22 protein-coding genes are annotated in these 20,173 nt (G+C 46.6%); 10 read left to right on the top strand and 12 right to left on the bottom strand.

The window, feature by feature from the left end; all coding sequences use genetic code 11:
- Positions 1-18: 18 nt before the first annotated feature.
- The 4 genes from ICN35_RS04420 to ICN35_RS04435 form a co-directional block, all read right to left on the bottom strand.
- Positions 19-954 carry a branched-chain amino acid ABC transporter permease gene (locus ICN35_RS04420; RefSeq protein WP_216124755.1) on the bottom strand — a complete coding sequence of 312 codons (936 nt, stop codon included), beginning with the start codon at positions 952-954 and terminating at the stop codon, positions 19-21.
- Between the two features lie 71 nt (positions 955-1,025).
- Positions 1,026-2,189 (bottom strand): branched-chain amino acid ABC transporter substrate-binding protein, encoded by a 1,164-nt coding sequence (locus tag ICN35_RS04425; RefSeq protein ID WP_216124756.1) that lies wholly within the window; start codon positions 2,187-2,189, stop codon positions 1,026-1,028.
- Between the two features lie 53 nt (positions 2,190-2,242).
- Positions 2,243-3,184, bottom strand: a complete 942-nt coding sequence (ispH, locus tag ICN35_RS04430; protein ID WP_215318810.1) for a 4-hydroxy-3-methylbut-2-enyl diphosphate reductase — start codon at positions 3,182-3,184, stop codon at positions 2,243-2,245.
- Positions 3,185-3,187: 3 nt separating this feature from the next.
- Positions 3,188-3,634, bottom strand: a complete 447-nt coding sequence (locus tag ICN35_RS04435; RefSeq protein WP_215295723.1) for a peptidylprolyl isomerase — start codon at positions 3,632-3,634, stop codon at positions 3,188-3,190.
- 30 nt (positions 3,635-3,664) lie between these two features.
- Between ICN35_RS04435 and radC the strand changes: the two genes are divergently transcribed.
- The 3 genes from radC (at position 3,665) to rpmG (ending at position 4,928) form a co-directional block, all read left to right on the top strand.
- Positions 3,665-4,360 (top strand): DNA repair protein RadC, encoded by a 696-nt coding sequence (gene radC / locus ICN35_RS04440; RefSeq protein ID WP_216124638.1) that lies wholly within the window; start codon positions 3,665-3,667, stop codon positions 4,358-4,360.
- Positions 4,361-4,515: 155 nt separating this feature from the next.
- Positions 4,516-4,749 (top strand): 50S ribosomal protein L28, encoded by a 234-nt coding sequence (gene rpmB, locus ICN35_RS04445; protein ID WP_088526345.1) that lies wholly within the window; start codon positions 4,516-4,518, stop codon positions 4,747-4,749.
- 11 nt (positions 4,750-4,760) lie between these two features.
- The gene (gene rpmG / locus ICN35_RS04450; protein ID WP_015421876.1) at positions 4,761-4,928 is read left to right on the top strand and encodes a 50S ribosomal protein L33; all 168 of its coding nucleotides are present in this window, start codon (positions 4,761-4,763) and stop codon (positions 4,926-4,928) included.
- Positions 4,929-5,016: 88 nt separating this feature from the next.
- On the opposite strand, the gene ICN35_RS04455 is transcribed toward rpmG, so the two are convergent.
- Genes ICN35_RS04455 through purN form a run of 3 tightly spaced genes read right to left on the bottom strand, consistent with a single transcriptional unit; the run spans position 5,017 to position 8,429 of the window.
- Positions 5,017-6,216: an acyl-CoA desaturase gene (locus ICN35_RS04455; RefSeq protein WP_216124641.1), complete on the bottom strand. Its 1,200-nt coding sequence runs from the start codon at positions 6,214-6,216 to the stop codon at positions 5,017-5,019.
- Between the two features lie 42 nt (positions 6,217-6,258).
- Positions 6,259-7,803: an RsmB/NOP family class I SAM-dependent RNA methyltransferase gene (locus tag ICN35_RS04460; protein WP_255535706.1), complete on the bottom strand. Its 1,545-nt coding sequence runs from the start codon at positions 7,801-7,803 to the stop codon at positions 6,259-6,261.
- Entirely contained in the window at positions 7,800-8,429 is a 630-nt protein-coding gene (gene purN, locus ICN35_RS04465) for a phosphoribosylglycinamide formyltransferase (protein ID WP_216124644.1), read from the bottom strand. Before purN ends, ICN35_RS04460 begins: the two co-directional genes overlap by 4 nt.
- A gap of 39 nt (positions 8,430-8,468) precedes the next feature.
- Between purN and ICN35_RS04470 the strand changes: the two genes are divergently transcribed.
- Genes ICN35_RS04470 through dut form a run of 5 tightly spaced genes read left to right on the top strand, consistent with a single transcriptional unit; the run spans position 8,469 to position 14,487 of the window.
- Entirely contained in the window at positions 8,469-9,419 is a 951-nt protein-coding gene (locus tag ICN35_RS04470) for a bifunctional riboflavin kinase/FAD synthetase (RefSeq protein ID WP_216124646.1), read from the top strand.
- Positions 9,394-12,273, top strand: a complete 2,880-nt coding sequence (ileS, locus tag ICN35_RS04475) for an isoleucine--tRNA ligase (protein ID WP_370625659.1) — start codon at positions 9,394-9,396, stop codon at positions 12,271-12,273. The genes ICN35_RS04470 and ileS overlap by 26 nt, the downstream gene beginning before the upstream one ends.
- 13 nt (positions 12,274-12,286) lie before the next feature.
- Entirely contained in the window at positions 12,287-12,775 is a 489-nt protein-coding gene (gene lspA, locus ICN35_RS04480) for a signal peptidase II (protein ID WP_215295730.1), read from the top strand.
- 9 nt (positions 12,776-12,784) lie between these two features.
- Entirely contained in the window at positions 12,785-13,996 is a 1,212-nt protein-coding gene (coaBC, locus tag ICN35_RS04485) for a bifunctional phosphopantothenoylcysteine decarboxylase/phosphopantothenate--cysteine ligase CoaBC (RefSeq protein ID WP_215295731.1), read from the top strand.
- 41 nt (positions 13,997-14,037) lie between these two features.
- A complete protein-coding gene (gene dut, locus ICN35_RS04490) occupies positions 14,038-14,487 on the top strand; it encodes a dUTP diphosphatase (protein WP_216124653.1) in 450 nt (149 codons plus the stop codon).
- A 74-nt stretch (positions 14,488-14,561) separates the two neighbouring features.
- Here the strand turns inward: dut and ICN35_RS04495 are convergent, their stop codons facing one another.
- From ICN35_RS04495 to clpS, 3 genes are read right to left on the bottom strand one after another with little or no spacing between them, the layout of a single operon-like run.
- On the bottom strand, positions 14,562-14,795 hold the full coding sequence (locus ICN35_RS04495; RefSeq protein WP_216124656.1) for a hypothetical protein: 234 nt from the start codon (positions 14,793-14,795) through the stop codon (positions 14,562-14,564).
- A gap of 33 nt (positions 14,796-14,828) precedes the next feature.
- A complete protein-coding gene (gene clpA, locus ICN35_RS04500) occupies positions 14,829-17,135 on the bottom strand; it encodes an ATP-dependent Clp protease ATP-binding subunit ClpA (RefSeq protein WP_215295734.1) in 2,307 nt (768 codons plus the stop codon).
- Positions 17,132-17,488: an ATP-dependent Clp protease adapter ClpS gene (gene clpS / locus ICN35_RS04505; protein WP_216124657.1), complete on the bottom strand. Its 357-nt coding sequence runs from the start codon at positions 17,486-17,488 to the stop codon at positions 17,132-17,134. Before clpS ends, clpA begins: the two co-directional genes overlap by 4 nt.
- A 274-nt stretch (positions 17,489-17,762) precedes the next feature.
- On the opposite strand from clpS, the gene ICN35_RS04510 reads away from it, so the two are divergent.
- Together ICN35_RS04510 and ICN35_RS04515 are read left to right on the top strand one after the other, a co-directional pair.
- Entirely contained in the window at positions 17,763-17,966 is a 204-nt protein-coding gene (locus ICN35_RS04510; protein ID WP_011903586.1) for a cold-shock protein, read from the top strand.
- Positions 17,967-18,050: 84 nt separating this feature from the next.
- On the top strand, positions 18,051-18,503 hold the full coding sequence (locus tag ICN35_RS04515; protein WP_215295736.1) for a DUF192 domain-containing protein: 453 nt from the start codon (positions 18,051-18,053) through the stop codon (positions 18,501-18,503).
- Positions 18,504-18,576: 73 nt separating this feature from the next.
- Here ICN35_RS04515 and ICN35_RS04520 read toward each other — a convergent pair whose 3' ends face one another.
- Entirely contained in the window at positions 18,577-18,882 is a 306-nt protein-coding gene (locus tag ICN35_RS04520; RefSeq protein ID WP_215295737.1) for a pyrimidine/purine nucleoside phosphorylase, read from the bottom strand.
- 43 nt (positions 18,883-18,925) lie between these two features.
- Positions 18,926-20,158 carry an argininosuccinate synthase gene (locus ICN35_RS04525; RefSeq protein ID WP_216124659.1) on the bottom strand — a complete coding sequence of 411 codons (1,233 nt, stop codon included), beginning with the start codon at positions 20,156-20,158 and terminating at the stop codon, positions 18,926-18,928.
- Positions 20,159-20,173 lie beyond the last annotated feature (15 nt).

Below are 20,173 nucleotides of genomic sequence, written 5' to 3' on the forward strand. Positions count from 1 at the left end.
TGATTTGAGACAAGCTTCCTAAGCACGGTCAGAAACCTTCTCACCCAGCAAGCCAGTAGGTCGCAATACCAGCACTAAGATCAATACCAAGAAAGCAAAAATATCTTGATAGTTCGAACCAAAGACGCCACCAGTGAGTTCGCCAATGTAGCCAGCGCCCAAAGACTCAATTAAACCAAGCAGCAAACCCCCAAGCATCGCACCCTGCAAGTTACCAATGCCGCCCAACACCGCCGCTGTAAAGGCTTTTAGGCCAGGAATAAAGCCCATATAAAAGTGCACATTACCGTAGTTGCTAGCGATCATGACGCCAGCCAAACCTGCTAAAGCACCACCCAACATGAACGTAATTGAGATCACCCGGTTTGGGTTCACACCCATCAAGGCGGCAATTTGGGTTTGCTCTGCAGTAGCGCGCATAGCCCTACCGAGTTTGGTTTTCTCAACCAAGAACAATAGGCCGCACATCACTGCCAAGGCAACCGCAACAATCACAATCTCTTTACCGGTAATCGTTGCACCAGTAGCGCCTATTTCGATAGGACTGGATGGCAATAATTGTGGATAGGTCATCGGATTTCGAGACCAAATCAACATGGCGATTGTTTGTAACAGTATGGACATACCGATCGCAGAAATCAGTGGCGCCAAGCGTGGCGCATGACGCAGAGGGCGATAAGCAATACGCTCAATCCAATAACTCAGACCCGCACAGACAGCCATCGTGATGGGCAAGACAATCAGGAGTGTGAGCCAGCCCGGTAAATCACTAGTCAAACTTAAAATCAAGCGCAGCAATGAGAGCGAGACCATTGCGCCGATCATCAACACCTCGCCATGGGCGAAATTGATAATCCCCAGCACGCCGTAGACCATGGTGTAACCCAAGGCGATCAAGGCATAGATACTACCCAGCACCAAACCATTGATGATCTGCTGTAGAAAAATATCCATTAAAAAATATTTATCAGAAATGTAGAGCACAAAAAAAGAGCACCGCATTTGCGGCGCCCTTTTCATGTTTCTTACATATTGATGACGTCAAGAACCGTTTTCTTTTTGTCTTTAAAGTCATAGAGGGTAATGACGCCCTCTTTCATATCGCCCTTACTATCAAAAGCAATATCACCAACCAAGCCATTCATTTTAGTTTCAGGCATGACTACCAAGATCTTTGCTGGATCAGTTGAGTTGGCACGCTTCATCGCATCCACTAATACATAGACAGCGTCGTAAGTAAATGGTGCGTATATTTGTACATCAGCATTAAAGCGCTCTTTATAACGCTTTTGGAAATCAGCGCCTTGCGCCATCTTTGTGAGTGCCTTGCCTGCCTCAGAGCAAGTAACATTGACAACTGCATCGCCAGCCAATTCAGCTAGCTTCTCAGTGCACATACCATCGCCACCAACAATCTTAGACTTGATGCCCAACTCAGTTGCTTGCTTCGTTAATGGGCCACCAGTTGCATCCATGCCGCCGTACATGATGACATCAGGTTTGCTGCCTTTGATCTTAGTCAAAATAGCCTTGAAGTCAGTTGCTTTGTTATTGCTCGCTTCACGCGTGACAACTTTCACACCAGCCGCTTTCACCGTCTTCTCAAACTCATCAGCTAGACCTTTGCCGTACTGAGTCGAGTCATCAATGATGGCGACTGTTTTGGCATTCAAAGTCTTGGCAACATAATTAGCTAAAGCAGGGCCTTGCTGCGCATCGGTTGCTACTAGGCGATAGGTAGTTTTAAAGCCTTGCTTGGTGTAATCTGGGTTAGTAGCGGACGGAGAAATCTGCGTAATACCAGCATCACTGTAGATTTTTGAAGCAGGAATACTAGTGCCAGAGTTCAGATGACCTACAACACCAACGACTTTTGCATCTACTAATTTTTGCGCTACTTGCGTTGCAGTTTTTGGATCTTCAGCATCATCTTCAGGCACTAAAGTGAGAACTACTTTTTTGCCATCAATCGTCAAGCCTGCTTTATTAATTTCTTCTAGCGCCAAGCGTGCGCCATTTTCATTATCTTTACCCAAGTGGGCGATAGGGCCAGTCAATGGAGCCACATGGCCAATTTTGACTTCAATACCATCTGCCGGTACAGCCGCAGATTTATCTCCGCCCTTACCGCAACCTGCCAGAATCAAGGCTGCTGCCGATACAGCAATAGCACTTTTCATAAAAATCATTTTTGATGCACTTGAATAAATCATCTACAGCTCCTTGGTTATAAATCAATACTTCAATCGACTAAATTTTTTGGCAGGGAGAATGTGACATCCTCAACTACCCCAGAGAGAGCCCTTACGCTGCGCGGCCCAAATTCTTGAATGCGCGCAACGATCGCTTGCGCCAAACTCTCTGGAGCAGATGCTCCAGCAGTCAATCCCACGCGCTTCTTGCCAGCAAACCATTCTGGTTTCAATTGATCAGGTGCATCGACCATGTAAGACGGTACACCCAATTTTTCTGACAATTCACGCAAGCGATTGGAGTTCGAGCTGGACGCACTCCCCACCACAATGACTACCTCCACTTGAGGTGCCATAAATTTCACCGCATCTTGACGATTCTGAGTGGCATAACAAATATCTTGCTTACGGGGTTGAACAATATCAGGGAATTTTTGAGTGAGTGCCGCAACAATTTCTTTAGTCTCATCTACTGACAAAGTCGTTTGCGTGACAAAAGCTAGTTTTATATCGCCTGTAAAAGACAAATTGGCAACATCGGTCGAATTTTCAATCAAGAACACGCCTTCTTTCACTTGTCCCATCGTGCCCTCTACTTCAGGGTGGCCAGCGTGACCGATCATCAAGACCGTGTAGCCTTCTTTACACAACTTAATCACTTCGAGATGCACTTTGGTTACCAGTGGGCAAGTAGCGTCATACACCTGCAAGCCACGTTCCTCAGCATCTTTTCGCACCTCCTGAGAAACACCATGGGCACTAAACACCACAATGCCACCCTTGGGCACCTCGTGCAACTCTTCAACAAATACGGCGCCCTTACTGCGCAATTCATTCACGACATGGGCGTTATGCACAATTTCGTGACGCACGTAAATAGGTGTACCAAAGCGTGTAAGTGCTTCATTCACAATATTGATTGCACGATCAACGCCCGCACAAAAACCGCGGGGTTGCGCCATCAAGATCTCTGCGTTATCAGTTGTATTCATATATTAGAGAATAGCCACAATTTGTGCTTCAAAGGTAACCTCTCTTCCGGCCAGAGGGTGATTGAAATCAAACCAGGCGCCCTGCTCATCAATAGACTGCAAAACACCCGCATATTGAGCTCCACCCGGCGCATTAAATTCAATTACATCACCGGGATTAAATTCAGCATCGTCATCACGACCTTCTTTGAGCGCCTGCAAAGTAACCCATTGCACCAAATCTTTTTTACGCTCACCAAAACTTTCATCGGGTGATAACAAAGCGCTTTTTTTATCGCCAACACTTAACCCTAGCAACACTTTTTCAAAGCAAGGTGCAAATTGTCCAGAGCCCATCAGAACCGTCGCAGGACGATCAACAAAAGTATTGATGTAATCCTCCCCGTTGGGCAGAGTAAGCCGGTAGTTGAGAGTCAAATAGGAGTTGGGCAAAACGTTAAGCTTGGTCATAAGGTAATTGTATCTAGCCCTGCGTCGGCTATGGATTCTCCCATCCCAAATTGGCCCAAAAATGAGCAACCTCGAGAAAAGCTTCGTCTGTATGGCGCCCGCTGCCTCACAGATGCTGAATTACTCGCCATCTTTTTGCGGGTCGGCGTTAAGGGGAAAAGCGCCGTCACCTTAGCCAACGATGTATTGCGCTACTTTGGTAGCCTTCCTCGCCTCTTGGCCAGCACCCCTGAAGAATTGACCCGAATCCACGGTATGGGAATCTCAAAATGGTCTCAAATACAGGCTGCCTATGAACTCGTAAAGCGCAGTCTTGAGGATGGTTTGGCTCAAGGCTCGATTTTTTCATCACCAGGTCACGTTAAGGAGTTTTTACAGGCCAAAATTGGCGGTCTACCCCATGAGGTCTTTTTATGCCTTTATTTAGACTCAAACCTACATCTCATAGAGTGCCAAGAGCTTTTTAGAGGCTCTATTACCCAGACCGCCGTCTATCCCCGAGAAATCCTCAAAGAGGCGCTAGCCAGAAATGCAAGCGCCATGATCGTGGCCCATAACCATCCCAGCGGCAACCCGCTCCCCAGTTCAGCAGACCAAGAACTCACCAAGACCCTGACTAAGGCCCTCCAGTTGGTAGATATTCCGCTTTTAGACCACTGCATTGTCAGTAATAGCGGTTTTTTCTCTTTTTCAGAATCAGGCCTTATGAATATTGAGAAAAATTGATAGTAATTGCTAACTTACAATAATGAGCCGGAGATTTTTGCAGGCCTTATGCACCCTATGAGGCTCAAACCCCAAAGCAAAAGCCAATAAGGACTAGCCCAAAATAGGCTTAGGCTGATACAATCTTCCTTTTTCGCAATTAATGGAGTTATGTCATGGCAAAAGTTTGCCAAGTCACTGGGAAGAAGCCGATGGTTGGCAACAATGTATCCCATGCAAACAATAAAACGAAGCGTCGCTTTTTGCCGAATTTGCAAAACCGTCGTTTCTGGGTTGAATCTGAAAACCGTTGGATTAGCTTGCGCTTAACCAATGCTGGCTTGCGCGTTATCGACAAAAACGGCATCGATGCTGTTTTGACTGATCTTCGTGCACGTGGCGAAATTTAAGGAGCACGCAAATGGCTAAAGGCGGCAGAGAAAAAATCAAGTTAGAGTCATCAGCAGGTACTGGTCACTTCTATACAACTTCAAAAAACAAGCGTACTAAGCCTGAAAAAATGGAGATCATGAAGTTTGATCCAACCATTCGCAAGCATGTTGCTTACAAAGAAACTAAGCTGAAGTAATTCAAACTTCATGCAAATAAAAAACCCGCTTAGTTGCGGGTTTTTTATTGCCTCAATCTTTGCGCTCTTTTAGATCGCTACTACCTGCCTAAGCATAACGACGCAATCGCAAAGAGAACTCACGCAAGCTTGTTAGACCGCTATCTTCAGCGCGTTGACACCAAGTATGCAACTGTGAAAGTAATTGCTCTCTGGTGGCGCTAGAACGACCCCAGATTGCCTGTAGATCACGACGCATCTCAATCATCTTACGCAGCTGTGCATTGCTCGCCATCAGCTCCTCTAGCTTAGCCTTCTCATCCTCGCTCAAGCGAGACTCATCCTTAGATAACCAAGTACGGGCGTCGCTTAAATGTGAGGCAAGAACTTGCATGTGTTGCACTTCATTGCTAAAGAAGTTGCGTAATGTTTTGCTATAGCGCGCCATGATTTCATAGCGATTAGCAATGATGGCCTCTAAGGTGTTTTGATCGGCAGGACGCAAATCACTCAAGACGGGTTTAGGTGGCGTTTTCTTTACTGTCGCCAAACCAACTGCACTCATCATCTGAATATAGAGCCAACCAATATCAAACTCGTACCATTTATTGGAAAGCTTAGCACTCGTTGCAAAGGTATGGTGATTGTTATGCAGTTCTTCACCACCAATCAAAATGCCCCATGGGAAAATATTGGTTGAAGCATCTTCGCAATCGAAGTTGCGATAGCCCCAGTAGTGGCCAATACCATTAATCACACCAGCAGCAGTAATTGGGATCCACAGCATTTGCACCGCCCAGACGGTTAATCCAATACCGCCAAACAAGAACACATCAATGATCAACATGATGGCAACGCCCTGCCAAGAAAACTTGGAATAGATATTGCGCTCGAGCCAATCATCGGGAGTGCCGTGGCCAAACTTCTCCATCGTCTCTGGATTCTTAGCTTCATTTTTATAAAGCTCAGCACCACGCGAGAGGACAGTGTTAATACCTAAAATTTGCGGGCTATGGGGATCATCTACGGTTTCACATTTCGCATGGTGCTTACGGTGAATCGAGGCCCACTCCTTAGTCACCATACCGGTTGTCAACCAAAGCCAAAAGCGGAAGAAATGGGAAACTATCGGATGCAGATCCAAAGCCCGGTGCGCTTGGCAGCGATGCAAGAAAATGGTGACTGCAGCAATCGTGACATGGGTAACAGCCAAGGTAAACAAGGCAATCTGCCACCAAGACCAATCTAAATATCCATTGGCAAGCCAATTGAGGAATAAATCAAAACCTGAACTTGAAAATGTATTCAAAAGAGAGTCCTATTTAAGTATTAGCTCTTATTTTAGATCTTTTTAGGTCTTTTTGGGCTTATCTTTCGCTATCTCTGGGGTTTTTGGCTCTTCTGCTTTTTCCAGCTTACTACCTTTTTTCTGGAAAACAGCACCAAAAAAGCCGTCTGTGCCATGAATATGCGGCCACAACTGCCACCAAGGATTATCTGACGAGCACCCTAAAGGTAATTTATCCTTTGGAAACAATGGCTTAAGTGCTTCAGCCGCTGGAACCACCTCAAATTCTGGGTGTTTCACCAAGAAATCTTCTGCAATGGCTTGATTTTCTTGGGGCAAAAGACTGCAAGTGGCATAAACCAGGCGACCACCCGGCTTTAATAAGCGAGCTGCTGAACCCAAAATATTCATTTGCTTCTGATTGAGCTCTAGAACGCCTTCCGGAGTTTGACGCCACTTCAAGTCAGGATTCCGGCGCAATGTACCCATTCCACTACAAGGGGCATCTACCAAGACTCGATCAATCTTTCCAGCCAAGCGTTTGATCTTGGCATCGTTCTCACTATCGATCCATACAGGATGCACGTTTGAAAGGCCACTACGGGCTTGTCTTGGTTTTAAATTTGCCAAACGACGCTCAGATGTATCAAAAGCATAAAGGCGTCCTGTAGAACGCATCAAGGCACCAATCGCTAAAGTCTTACCGCCAGCACCAGCGCAAAAATCAACCACCATCTCACCACGCTTGGGTGCAAGTAAATATGCCAAAAGCTGACTACCTTCATCTTGTACCTCAAACATGCCCGCCTTAAAGCCAGCAGTATTTTGTAATGCCGGCTTGCCCATGATGCGCACACCATCGGGTGCATATGGCGTTGGAATCGCTTGGTAGCGACCGCCCAAAGCATTCATCTGCACGAGCAATTCTTCCCGATTCATCTTCATGGTGTTCGCACGCAAATCTAGGAGTGCAGGATGCATCAATGATTTTGCGAGCTCTTCACGGGTTGCTTCACCAGGATATTTTCCAAACGCATCCCATAACCACTCGGGTAAATTGTTGCGTACCAAAGGATTTAATGCAGCAGGATCAACCATTGGAAATCGTTGCAACCATTCATATTCACCAGGCTTGAGAACATGCGCCAAATCGGCGATAGCACTCTCGGCACGGTTCGCGGAACCCAAACCACCCTCAGACAAAGCGGACAGCAAACCCAATAGGGCTAAGCGTCTAGCCTGTGAGCCTTCACCACTGACAGCAAATTGAGAGAACTCATTTTTACGACGCAAAATAGCAAAGGCACTCTCTGCAATTAAGGCGCGATCACGATTACCGAGCTGTGGTTCTGCGCGAAAATAGCGACTCACTACACGATCTGCTGGCTGCTCAAAACTGAGTAACTCAGGAAGTAGACGCTCCAAGTGAATGGCATGCTGAGGTAATGCTTTTGCATTCGAAAAATTCTTCTGACCTTCGGGCGCAATGAGATTGCCACTCGCATTACGTCGTTCAGGACGGCGCAAGGGATCTTTAGATTTAGCAGCGTAACTTTTTTGTGAGCTTAGGCGGGTGCCGGATTTACGGGGTGGACGTTCTGCGCTCATAATTTAAAAAATTGCGATTCTGGGGGTTGTAACTTCACTTGATTACCTTCTATTCGCAATCGTCCATCAAGGAACCATTTTACGGCCCGCGGGTAAATTTGATGCTCAGCAGTTAAAACACGAGCCGCCAAAGTCTCTGCATCATCCCCACCCAGGACTGGAACAGAGGCCTGGCAAATAATAGGTCCTTCATCAACACCCTCATTTACAAAGTGAACTGTGGCGCCATGCTCTTTAACGCCGGCCTCTAAAGCCCGCTCATGGGTGTGCAATCCTGGGAATGCTGGCAGGAGCGCTGGGTGAATATTGATTAATCGACCATCGAAATGACGAATAAAACCTGGCGTCAGAATCCTCATAAAACCGGCTAGAACCACCAAATCAGCCCCTAAGTCATCAATTTTCTGGGTGAGGGCAGCATCAAAGGATTCGCGACTTGCATGCTCTTTGTGCTCCAGGACATGGGCTGGAATACCCTGCGCGCGAGCAAAATCAAGACCTTTAGCCCCAGAGTGATTGGCGATGACCCCTGCAAACTTGACCGGCCACTGCTCTTTTTGAGCTGTTTTGACGATCGCCTCGAAATTGGATCCGCGGCCTGAGATTAAGGTAACGATAGAAAGCATGCCCACAATATAATTGATGGCTACCCTGAAAGCGATTTTGTGAACGTATTCCGCGGCCCGACCCAGTTTTCTGCAGGACCTGCTTGTGCCTTAAGCATCGGTAATTTCGATGGCGTGCACAGGGGTCATCGCGCCCTGCTCAAGCAGTTAGTTGATGGCGCCCATGAAAGAGGTTTGGTGAGTTGCGTCATGACCTTTGAGCCGCACCCCAAAGAATTCTTCTCTCCAGAGCAAGCACCGCCCCGCATTCTGAATCTACGGGACAAACTGGCCGCCTTATCCGAACTTGGTATTGACCATGTCGTGGTCGAACATTTCAATGCTGCTTTTGCTCGCCTTACACCCGATGAGTTTGTTTCAGAAATTATTGTGAAACGTCTCAACGCCAAATGGATTTTGATTGGCGATGATTTTTGCTATGGCGCAAAACGTGCCGGGAATTTTGCAAGCCTCCAAACAGCAGGTGAAAAATATGGCTTCAAGGTATCGAGTATTCAAACTATCTTAGAGGATGGCGAGCGCATCTCCAGCTCAGCCTTGCGTACTGCCCTTGCTCATGGCGATATGACTCTAGCTGAAAAATTATTAGGTCGTCCTTATGGAATTTCCGGACATGTCATACATGGACAGCAACTCGGACGCAAACTCGGATTCCCTACCTTGAACTTAGCAGTTGCCAATCACTTACACCATCGCAAGCCAGCAACTACCGGGATCTTCACTGCACAGGTATTGGGACTTAGTGATAAACCCCTGCCAGCAGTGGCTAGTTTAGGGGTAAGGCCTACCGTTGAAGATGAAGGTCGTGTTCTGCTTGAAACACACATCTTTGACTACCAAGAAGATGTCTACGGAAAAATTATTACCGTTGAGCTCTTAGAAAAAATTCGTGATGAGGCCAAGTACGATGACCTCGACACCCTAACAAATGCGATTGCAGCGGATGCACAGCACGCCAGAAATTATTTCCAGAAAAAAGCTTATGTCTGAAAAAGAAAATTCCTATCCAGTCAATTTACTAGATACCTCCTTCCCAATGCGAGGGGATCTGGCTAAGCGTGAACCGCAATGGGTTGCTCAATGGCAAAAAAATAAGCTCTACGAAAAGATTCGTGCAGCTCATGCTAATCAACCTCAGTTCATCTTGCATGATGGTCCTCCGTATGCAAACGGCGATATTCACATTGGTCACGCAGTAAACAAGATTCTGAAAGACATGATTGTGAAGTCGCGCTGGCTTATGGGTTATGACTCTGCCTATGTGCCTGGATGGGATTGTCATGGCATGCCAATTGAAATTCAGATTGAAAAACAATTTGGCAAGAACTTGCCAACTGCAGAGGTACAAGCTAAAGCACGTGCCTACGCCCAAGTACAAGTAGATAAGCAGAAGATAGACTTTGAGCGCCTTGGCGTTTTGGGTGACTGGAACAATCCCTATCTCACGATGAACTACCGTAATGAGGCTGATGAAATTCGTGCACTAGGTAAGATCTGGGAAAAAGGATACGTCTTTCGTGGTCTCAAACCAGTGAACTGGTGTTTTGATTGTGGCTCTGCACTCGCTGAGGCCGAAGTGGAATATCAAGATAAAACTGATCCAACGGTTGATGTTGGCTTTGCGTTTGATGATGCACAGCGACCACAGCTCGCAAAAGCATTTGGCCTTCCTGAGTTACCTAATAAGCCTGGCCAGATTGTCATCTGGACAACAACGCCTTGGACTATTCCTGCAAACCAAGCAATGAATGTTCATCCAGAGGTGACTTATGCATTAGTAGATGTTGGCGATAAGTTATTGATCCTGGCAAAAGATCGTGTTGACACATGCTTGCAGGACTATGGTCTTGAAGGTAAAGTGATTGCTACCTGCCTAGGCGCGCAACTAGCGAATATTTCTTTCTGGCATCCGCTAGCCCCATTACATGAGGGATATAAGCGCCTCTCTCCAATCTATGCCGCTGAATACGTCACGCTCGATACTGGCACAGGTATTGTTCACTCTGCGCCTGCTTACGGCGAAGAAGACTTTAAGTCTTGCAAAGCAAATAAGCTAGCCGATAAAGATATTCTCAATCCTGTGATGGGCAATGGTGTCTATGCCTCTTGGTTGCCACTCTTTGCAAACGAATATATTTGGAAAGCCAATCCCAAAATTGTGGAAGCAATGCGTGAAGCGGGCAGTTTGTTGCGCGACAAAACGTATACCCACTCTTACATACATTGCTGGCGTCATAAGTCGCCGATTATTTATCGCGCTACTTCACAGTGGTTTGCAAGCATGGACAAGAAACCATCTGATGGCAAAGCTAGCTTGCGTGAGACTGCCTTGGCTGGCATTGATAGCACCGAGTTTTTCCCGGCTTGGGGTAAACAGCGCCTACATAGCATGATTGCCAATCGCCCTGATTGGACCTTGTCACGCCAACGCCAGTGGGGCGTACCCATGGCCTTCTTTGTTCATAAAGAAACGGGCGATCCGCATCCTCGCACTGTTGAGCTACTGGAAGAAGTTGCTAAGCGTGTTGAAAAAGGTGGCATTGAAGCTTGGCAGCAACTCGAAGTTTCTGAGTTGCTTGGTGAAGAAGCATCACAATACGAAAAGAATCGTGACACCTTAGATGTTTGGTTTGATTCAGGGACAACACACTGGCATGTGATTCGCGGATCACATCGCAATGAATTACTAACTACCGATGCTGAGACACCGAACGGTCGATTAGCCGACTTATACCTCGAGGGTTCAGACCAACACCGCGGCTGGTTCCATTCCTCCTTACTCACCGGCGCCATGCTCGATGGCAAGCCACCCTATAAAGCACTACTCACTCACGGCTTTACTGTTGATGGTCAAGGCCGCAAGATGAGTAAGTCCGTAGGCAATGTCATCGCACCACAACAAGTGGCTGACAAACTCGGCGCTGAAATCATTCGCCTCTGGGTTGCCTCAACCGACTACTCCGGTGAAATGACTATCTCTGATGAGATTCTGAAGCGCGTGACTGAAAGTTATCGCCGCATTCGCAATACCTTGCGTTTCTTGCTCGCCAATCTTTCTGATTTTGATCCTAGCAAGCACACAATGCCTGCTGAACAATGGCTTGAGATCGATCGTTACGCAGTGGCGCTTGCTAATCAATTACAAGGCGATATCGAAGCCCATTACAAGGCTTATGAGTTTCATCCAGCTGTGACTCGCATGCTCACTTTTTGCTCAGAAGATTTAGGCGGCTTCTACTTAGACATCCTCAAAGATCGTCTCTATACCAGTGCGCCAAACTCACCTGATCGCAGAGCCGCCCAGAATGCGCTCTTTCACATCACTCGCAATCTCTTGAAGTGGTTATCGCCATTCCTCTCCTTCACCGCTGAAGAAGCATGGCAATCATTCCCGCATGGCTCAGGTAGTAAACCGTCTGAATCCATCTTTATGGAAGAGTTCGGCGCATTACCAGAAGTCGCTCATGCCGATGAATTGCTGGCCAAATGGAATCGCATTCGTGAAATCCGCTCTGAAGTGACCAAAGCCATTGAGTTAGAACGTGAGGCCGGTAATGTTGGCTCATCCCTACAAGCTGAGCTGACCATTAAATTAGGTGATGTTGACTTTGCTATCTTGCATTCACTTGAGGATAACTTGCGTTTCGTAACCATCACCTCAAGCGCTAAGATTGAACTCAGCAATGATGGTCTCGAGGTCCTAGTACGCGGTAGTCAATATAAAAAATGTGGTCGTTGCTGGCATCACACTAAAGACGTAGGTGCCAATGCTGATCATCCAGAGCTCTGTGGTCGCTGTATCAGCAATCTCTTTGGCGCCGGTGACCACCGCTTGTTTGCCTAAGTACCAGCAATTGATGAGCCTGCCAATGCTTCGCTATCTTGCTATTGCAACGATGATTCTGCTCTTAGACCAGTTGAGTAAGTGGGCTGCGTTAAGCAATTTGCAAATGGGTGTACCTGAACCCGTCCTTCCTTTTCTGAATTGGCTACTGCTTTTTAATCCAGGCGCGGCGTTTTCATTCTTGGCACAGGGATCAGGTTGGCAGCGTTGGTTCTTTACTATTCTTGGTCTCATAGCCAGTATCTACATCATTTACTTATTACGTAAAAGCCTTGGCGAGAAACTACTGTGCCTGGCACTCAGCCTGATTCTGGGTGGTGCGCTAGGCAATGTTTTAGACCGAATCATGTATGGTGCCGTAGTTGACTTCATCGATTTGCACTACGCCAACTGGCATTGGCCAGCCTTTAATATTGCCGATAGCGCAATCTGTATTGGGGCAGGCCTCATCATCTGGAGCGAATTGCGCAAGTCATTTGGCAAATCCCCTCAATCCCATTAAGCTGGCGCCATGCAATCACTTTTAAATAAGAAAATCGTTCTCGGCATCTCCGGCGGCATTGCTGCCTATAAGACACCAGAGCTCGCTCGCCTGTTAATACAAGAGGGCGCTTCTGTACAGGTAGTGATGACCGAGGCTGCACAACAATTTGTGACATCTGTCACCATGCAAGCGCTCACAGGCAATCCAGTCTTCACCAGCCAATGGGATAACAGCATTAGTAACAATATGGCTCATATCGAGTTATCACGCTCAGCTGACATCATCCTGATTGCGCCAACGAGTGCAGACCTTATGGCCAAACTTTCCCTTGGCTTGGCAGATGATTTGCTCAGCACGCTTTGCTTAGCAAGAGATTGCCCGTTGCTAATTGCCCCTGCGATGAACAAACAGATGTGGGAGCACGCAGCCACTCAGAGGAGTGCTGACCGCCTCCACCATGATGGGGTAACTCTTCTCGGCCCCGCGAGTGGCTTTCAGGCTTGCGGAGAAGTGGGCATGGGCAGAATGCTTGAGCCTGCAGAAATTTCTGAGCAAGTCATTGCTTTCTTTCAAAAGAAATCACTTGTAGGTAAAAAAGTATTGATTACTGCTGGCCCCACCTTTGAAGCGATTGATCCAGTCCGCGGCATTACCAATCACAGCTCCGGAAAGATGGGCTTTGCCATTGCTAGAGCCGCTTTGGAGGCTGGTGCCCAAGTACGTCTGATTGCAGGCCCCTGCGATCTTCCTACGCCATTAGAGGCGACTGGAAAGATTATCCGGACTAATGTCGTGAGCGCTAAAGAAATGCACGCTGCAACATTGGCAGCCACTGATTGCGATGTGTTCTTTGCGGTAGCGGCAGTAGCTGACTGGGGCATTGCAAAGCCTGCCAAAGAAAAAATAAAGCGCCAAGGTGATGGTGCTCCAAACATGGAATTTGTAGCCAATCCAGATATTCTTTTAGATGTTGCCAAGACAGTCAAAACCAAAAACGGCAAACCTTCCCCTTATTGCGTTGGCTTTGCTGCCGAATCCACTGATCTCGAAAAGCATGCGGACGAGAAACTGAAGCGCAAAGGTATTCCAATGATTGTTGGCAACATTGGTCCAGATACCTTTGGAAGCGACTTCAATCAGTTACTCGTTATGGATGCTAGTGGTAGTAAAAAAATAGCGAAGGCTGAAAAACTTCACCTTGCTCGCCAACTCATTCAACTAGTAGCCAAGAAAATTTAACGGCATTCTCTTTACTTACATTCCCTGTTTTAGGAAATTTCATGCAATCTTTACAAGTCAAAATTCTCGATGAACGGATGCGGTCTCAACTACCTACTTATGGCACCCCTGGTAGCGCTGGACTAGATCTACGTGCCTGTATCGATGAAACGATGGAGATTGCTCCGGGCCAAACTATTTTAGTGCCTACCGGTTTAGCCATTTATGTAGAAGATCCACGCTATGCGGCTTTTATTCTTCCTCGCTCAGGCCTTGGTCATAAGCATGGCATCGTCTTGGGCAACTTAGTTGGCCTCATTGATTCTGACTACCAAGGTCAATTGATGGTGAGCACCTGGAATCGTGGATCTACTCCATTTAAGCTTGAGCCAATGGAGCGCCTTGCACAACTCGTAGTGATGCCAGTGCAACAAGTTGAACTCAAAGTCGTTGAGGAGTTCAGTGAAAGTAGCCGTGGTGCAGGCGGCTTTGGCAGCACTGGTCGCAGCTAATTCATCTACCAATACGAATGAACAAAAAAGCCACCCGAGGGTGGCTTTTTTCCTTCTATAAATCCTACTGCTTATTACTTGCGAATATGCGCTTTACGTGCAGCATCTTGTGACATACCGGCACCCGCACCTTCGCGAGATTCTTTTTCTGCAGTAATTTCCATGCGACGCTCTTTGCAAGAACCAGCAATCTCTTGCAAAGCCTTGCGAGCACGAGCAGCAGACGCTTTAATGCCTTTGCCTTGGAACTTCTCATTCTCCGCTTTATAAGTTTCAAAGGCTTCTAGCAATTTATCGTGATGAGACATATTTTCCTTTTTGAGTAGTGCGTCTGTGATTGATTACATTTCTTCTGCAGGTGCTACGTCCACCTTGGCGGCTTTGCCAGGCAACTTAGGAGCCTCAAAGTTCAACTGCACTTTGCCATCAGCATCAATATCCACATCGACATGACCGCCTTGCGCCAGCTTACCAAAGAGTAGTTCGTCTGCCAAAGCCTTGCGAACCGTGTCTTGAATGATGCGCTGCATTGGGCGAGCGCCCATTAAGGGATCAAAACCATGTTTTGCAAGATGCGCGCGTAGTGCCGCACTGAAAGTAGCGTCAACCTTCTTCTCATGCAATTGCTCTTCTAACTGCATTAAGAACTTATCAACTACGCGCATGATGATGGTCTCATCCAGTGCCTTGAAGGAAACAATGGCATCCAAGCGATTGCGGAACTCAGGCGTAAAGAACTTCTTAATGTCGGCCATCTCATCGCCAGACTCACGTGCGTTAGTAAAGCCAATGGTCGACTTCTGCATGGCTTCAGCACCGGCATTGGTAGTCATGATGATGATCACATTGCGGAAATCAGTCTTGCGACCGTTGTTATCCGTCAAAGTACCGTGATCCATCACTTGCAAGAGAATATTGAAAATATCAGGATGGGCTTTTTCAATTTCATCGAGCAAGAGGACGCAATGAGGCTTTTTATTCACCGCTTCTGTAAGTAAACCACCTTGATCAAAGCCCACATAACCTGGAGGCGCACCAATTAAGCGGCTCACTGCATGACGCTCCATGTACTCAGACATATCAAAGCGCAAGAGCTCAATACCCAAAATGTAAGCAAGTTGTTTTGCAACCTCGGTCTTGCCGACGCCAGTGGGACCCGAGAATAAGAAAGATCCAATGGGACGATCGATCTTACCAAGCCCAGCGCGAGTCATCTTGATCGCACTCGCTAACGCTTCGATAGCAGGATCTTGACCAAAGACTACGCTCTTGATATCACGATCCAAGGTCTGCAACTTACTACGATCGTCAACGGTGACAGATTGAGGCGGTATGCGCGCAATCTTAGCCACAATCTCTTCAATCTCAGGACGACCAATGGTTTTCTTCTGCTTAGACTTTGGCAAGATACGTTGTGCAGCCCCCGCTTCATCAATCACGTCAATTGCTTTATCTGGTAAATGACGGTCATTGATATAACGAGCAGAAAGTTCTGCTGCTGCCACCAAGGCACCAGCAGCATATTTGACGCTGTGGTGCTCTTCGAAGCGAGATTTCAGGCCACGGAGAATTTGTACCGTTTGATCAACTGTTGGCTCGACCACATCGACCTTCTGGAAACGACGCGATAAAGCAGCATCCTTTTCAAAGATGCCGCGGTATTCAGTAAAGGTAGTTGCGCCAATACATTTGAGTTGACCATTAGACAAAGCCGGCTTCAATAAGTTGCTTGCATCCAATGTTCCGCCTGATGCAGCACCAGCACCAATCAAGGTGTGAATCTCATCAATAAATAAGACACCATGTGCATGGTCTTTTAATGACTTGAGCACACTCTTCAGGCGTTGCTCAAAATCACCGCGATATTTAGTGCCTGCTAACAAAGCACCCATATCTAAGGAATACACCGTTGCGTTAGCCAAGATTTCAGGCACATCGCCTTTAACAATTCTCCAAGCCAAACCTTCAGCAATCGCAGTCTTACCAACACCGGCCTCACCGACCAATAGCGGGTTGTTCTTGCGACGACGGCAAAGGACTTGAATCACTCGCTCCACTTCACTCTCACGGCCGATCAATGGATCAATCTTGCCTTGGCGAGCGAGGGCATTGAGGTTTTGGGTGTATTGATCTAATGGACTCTCTTTACCTGAAGAAGCAGCTTCTTCAGTTTCTTGAGTGTTGTCAGCAGGTTTGACGTGCTCAGCTTGATCTTTACGCACACCATGACTAATGAAGTTCACCACATCTAAACGGGTGACACCTTGCTGTTGCAAGAAATACACTGCATGAGAATCTTTTTCACCAAAAATCGCCACCAATACATTGGCACCAGTAACTTCTTTTTTGCCATTGGATGTTGATTGAACGTGCATGATCGCGCGCTGAATCACTCTCTGAAATCCTAAGGTTGGTTGTGTATCCACTTCATCATTGCCAGGCACCACAGGAGTGTTGTCATTGATAAAGTTTTTGAGTTGAGCACGTAGCTCTGCAATATTAACGGCGCAAGCCTTTAACACCTCAACGGCGGTAGCGTTATCGAGCAAGGCGGCGAGCAAATGTTCTACGGTAATGAACTCATGTCTTGATGCCCGCGCGTCAACAAACGCCATATGCAAGCTTACTTCTAGTTCTTGGGCAATCATACTTCCTCCATAGTGCACTGTAGTGGGTGACCCGCTTCACGGGATAATTCAATAACTTGATGCACCTTCGTGGCAGCAACGTCACGGGTAAATATTCCGCAAACACCTTTGCCAACCAAATGAACCTGCAACATGATGCGCGTTGCTGTTTCGTGGTCCTTATTAAAATACTCCTGAATAACCATCACCACAAATTCCATTGGCGTGTAATCATCATTCAGTAATAAAACTTTATACATCGAAGGTGCCTTAACTTGCTCGACCTGTTTTTCGAGAAGAAGGGTGTCCTCAACATAAGGATTGGCAGGGACGCCAGTAGTGGGATTTTTAGGTGTGCGGCTCATGTGAAACATTCTAAACAGATATCTAAACTTGATTTAACCAGGGTCTTGTTGCGAAAACCCCTCAAAAACCCTTGTTTAACCCATATTGGGGCAATTTTCGATAAAAAAAGGGGTAATTACTGAGAGTGAAGTACATATAACTCCTTGACACCCCTACAAAAAGGGCAAACAATCGGGGGGTAGGCTTCTAAAGAGGTTCTATTTAGGCGTGTTGTGGATTGAGACTGATTAAAAAGTATTTACCCTCATCACGGTTGTTTTAAGTTTATGTAATGGAGTTCGCATGGCGACCGGAATTGTTAAGTGGTTCAATGATGCAAAAGGTTTTGGCTTTATCAAACCTGATGATGGTGAAGAAGAGTTGTTCGCGCATTTCAGCGCAATTACTATGCCTGGGTTTAAAACCCTTAAGGAAAACCAAAAGGTAACGTTTGACATTACCCAAGGCCCTAAAGGCAAGCAAGCTACCAATATCCAAGCGGCTTAATAGTCCTTAGATCATTATGGAAAACCCAGGATTCGTTCCTGGGTTTTTTTTCGCCTACAAATTGACTCGCCTAAAATTCTCAACATGGATACAAATAACAAACTAGTTCACACGCTTTTCTCTATTGCGTTTCTCATTTGCCCCGCCCTCGCATTAGCGCAGGTCAATGTTGGGCTACCGAGTATTGAACTCAAAACGGGAATCTATCGTATCCAAGCAGAGCTAGCTGATACGCCCAAGGCGAGAGAAGTGGGCCTCATGAATCGCACTAGCATGCCCACGAATTCAGGAATGCTGTTTATCTTTGAACAAAAAGCAGGTCATTGCTTTTGGATGAATAACACTAAGATTCCACTCTCGATTGCATTCATTGCTGACGATGGCAAGATTGTGAATATTGAAGAGATGCAAGCAGAGACCACCAACAATCATTGTCCCAAAGTAGCGATTCGTTACGCCCTGGAGATGAATAAGCAATGGTTCTCAGAAAGAGTGATTGCGCCTGGCAGCGTGATTAGTGGCTTACCTAAGAAATAATTAATCAACGCAGTGTGGCAAGGAAATAAAAAACGCAGACCTAGGTCTGCGTTTTCTTTAGGTGTAAATGCGTTTACTCAAAATGGCAAACGTAGTGCACTGGCTGCTCAGCACGAATGATGAAATAACCACCCTTTTCTACTTCCCAGCTTTGGCCAGCCTTAAATTCTTGCTCTGGAGCGCCGTTGATGCTGACAAAAGCATTGCCATCAACTACTTCCATGATCTCTTTGGTGCTCAGGTCAAAACGCAAAGTACTGGGTAGCACCACCCCAACTGACTTACGCACACCATTTGGCAAAGTCACTGTGTGGGAAACGCATTTACCGTCAAAATATACATTGGCTTTTTTGCCGACTGAAACTTGATCAAATTGCATCTGGGTTCTTTCTATTTTGTTTAGTTCTTAATATTTTTTCTAATTACTTCTTGGCGCGCTTACGCTTTGCTATTTCGGCAATACGCATACGCAATGCGTTGAGCTTGATGAAGCCACCAGCATCCGCTTGGTTGTATGCACCACCATCATCATCAAAGGTTGCAATATTTTGATCAAACAAGGTATTGGCTGAATCACGAGAAATCACCGATACAGAACCTTTGTAGAGCTTTAAGCACACAACGCCATTGACCATCTGTTGTGTATGATCAATTAAGGTTTGCAAAGCAAGACGCTCAGGAGACCACCATAAGCCGTTATAGATCAAGCTTGCGTAGCGTGGCATCAAATCATCTTTCAAGTGGGCCACTTCGCGATCAAGGGTAATGCTCTCAATGCCGCGGTGTGCCTTCAGAAGAATGGTGCCACCAGGAGTTTCATAGCAACCACGGCTCTTCATGCCAACAAAACGGTTTTCAACTAAATCGAGGCGACCAATGCCATGCATGCCACCAATACGATTGAGCTCAGCTAATAATTCATGTGGCTTGTAGGATTTGCCATCAATCGCAACTGGGTCGCCCGCTTTAAATTCGATTTCAATAATTTGCGGCGCATCTGGAGCTTTTTCTGGAGAAACTGTCCAACGCCACATAGACTCTTCAGCCTCGGCATTTGGATTTTCTAAATGACGGCCTTCATAGCTAATGTGCAGTAAATTGGCATCCATAGAGTAAGGGGAGCCGCCTTGCTTATGTTTCATTTCAACTGGAATGCCATGCTTTTCTGCGTAAGCCATCAACTTCTCGCGTGACAGCAGATCCCATTCGCGCCAAGGGGCAATTACTTTGATTCCCGGCTCAAGGGCGTAGTAGCCCAATTCGAAGCGAACTTGGTCGTTACCTTTACCAGTGGCGCCATGAGATACAGAATCAGCGCCAGTTAAACGGGCGATTTCAATTTGACGCTTCGCAATTAATGGGCGTGCAATGGATGTACCTAAAAGATATTCACCTTCGTAAATCGTATTGGCGCGGAACATGGGGAACACAAAATCACGCACAAACTCTTCACGCAAGTCATCAATGAAAATATTTTCAGGCTTGATACCAAACTGTAACGCCTTGGCACGCGCCGGCTCTAATTCTTCTCCCTGACCCAAGTCAGCGGTGAAGGTAACGATCTCACAACCATAGGTATCTTGAAGCCACTTCAAGATCACACTAGTATCGAGTCCACCAGAATAGGCTAGTACGGCTTTTTTAATATCAGACATGATTTCTTTTTCAAT

It is taken from the genome of Polynucleobacter sp. es-GGE-1, from assembly GCF_018882005.1.
Classification (GTDB): Bacteria; Pseudomonadota; Gammaproteobacteria; order Burkholderiales; family Burkholderiaceae; genus Polynucleobacter.

What these genes read in the sequence shown, in the direction of transcription:
- radC (WP_216124638.1), top strand. Translation starts at nt 3,665, where the DNA reads ATGGATTCTCCCATCCCAAATTGGCCCAAAAATGAGCAACCTCGAGAA.
- ICN35_RS04425 (WP_216124756.1), bottom strand. Translation starts at nt 2,189, where the DNA reads ATGATTTTTATGAAAAGTGCTATTGCTGTATCGGCAGCAGCCTTGATT.
- ispH (WP_215318810.1), bottom strand. Translation starts at nt 3,184, where the DNA reads ATGAATACAACTGATAACGCAGAGATCTTGATGGCGCAACCCCGCGGT.
- rpmB (WP_088526345.1), top strand. Translation starts at nt 4,516, where the DNA reads ATGGCAAAAGTTTGCCAAGTCACTGGGAAGAAGCCGATGGTTGGCAAC.
- ICN35_RS04435 (WP_215295723.1), bottom strand. Translation starts at nt 3,634, where the DNA reads ATGACCAAGCTTAACGTTTTGCCCAACTCCTATTTGACTCTCAACTAC.
- lspA (WP_215295730.1), top strand. Translation starts at nt 12,287, where the DNA reads ATGAGCCTGCCAATGCTTCGCTATCTTGCTATTGCAACGATGATTCTG.
- ICN35_RS04525 (WP_216124659.1), bottom strand. Translation starts at nt 20,158, where the DNA reads ATGTCTGATATTAAAAAAGCCGTACTAGCCTATTCTGGTGGACTCGAT.
- clpA (WP_215295734.1), bottom strand. Translation starts at nt 17,135, where the DNA reads ATGATTGCCCAAGAACTAGAAGTAAGCTTGCATATGGCGTTTGTTGAC.
- ICN35_RS04520 (WP_215295737.1), bottom strand. Translation starts at nt 18,882, where the DNA reads ATGCAATTTGATCAAGTTTCAGTCGGCAAAAAAGCCAATGTATATTTT.
- ICN35_RS04510 (WP_011903586.1), top strand. Translation starts at nt 17,763, where the DNA reads ATGGCGACCGGAATTGTTAAGTGGTTCAATGATGCAAAAGGTTTTGGC.
- coaBC (WP_215295731.1), top strand. Translation starts at nt 12,785, where the DNA reads ATGCAATCACTTTTAAATAAGAAAATCGTTCTCGGCATCTCCGGCGGC.
- ICN35_RS04515 (WP_215295736.1), top strand. Translation starts at nt 18,051, where the DNA reads ATGGATACAAATAACAAACTAGTTCACACGCTTTTCTCTATTGCGTTT.
- ICN35_RS04495 (WP_216124656.1), bottom strand. Translation starts at nt 14,795, where the DNA reads ATGTCTCATCACGATAAATTGCTAGAAGCCTTTGAAACTTATAAAGCG.
- purN (WP_216124644.1), bottom strand. Translation starts at nt 8,429, where the DNA reads ATGCTTTCTATCGTTACCTTAATCTCAGGCCGCGGATCCAATTTCGAG.
- rpmG (WP_015421876.1), top strand. Translation starts at nt 4,761, where the DNA reads ATGGCTAAAGGCGGCAGAGAAAAAATCAAGTTAGAGTCATCAGCAGGT.
- ICN35_RS04420 (WP_216124755.1), bottom strand. Translation starts at nt 954, where the DNA reads ATGGATATTTTTCTACAGCAGATCATCAATGGTTTGGTGCTGGGTAGT.
- ICN35_RS04460 (WP_255535706.1), bottom strand. Translation starts at nt 7,803, where the DNA reads ATGAGCGCAGAACGTCCACCCCGTAAATCCGGCACCCGCCTAAGCTCA.
- clpS (WP_216124657.1), bottom strand. Translation starts at nt 17,488, where the DNA reads ATGTTTCACATGAGCCGCACACCTAAAAATCCCACTACTGGCGTCCCT.
- dut (WP_216124653.1), top strand. Translation starts at nt 14,038, where the DNA reads ATGCAATCTTTACAAGTCAAAATTCTCGATGAACGGATGCGGTCTCAA.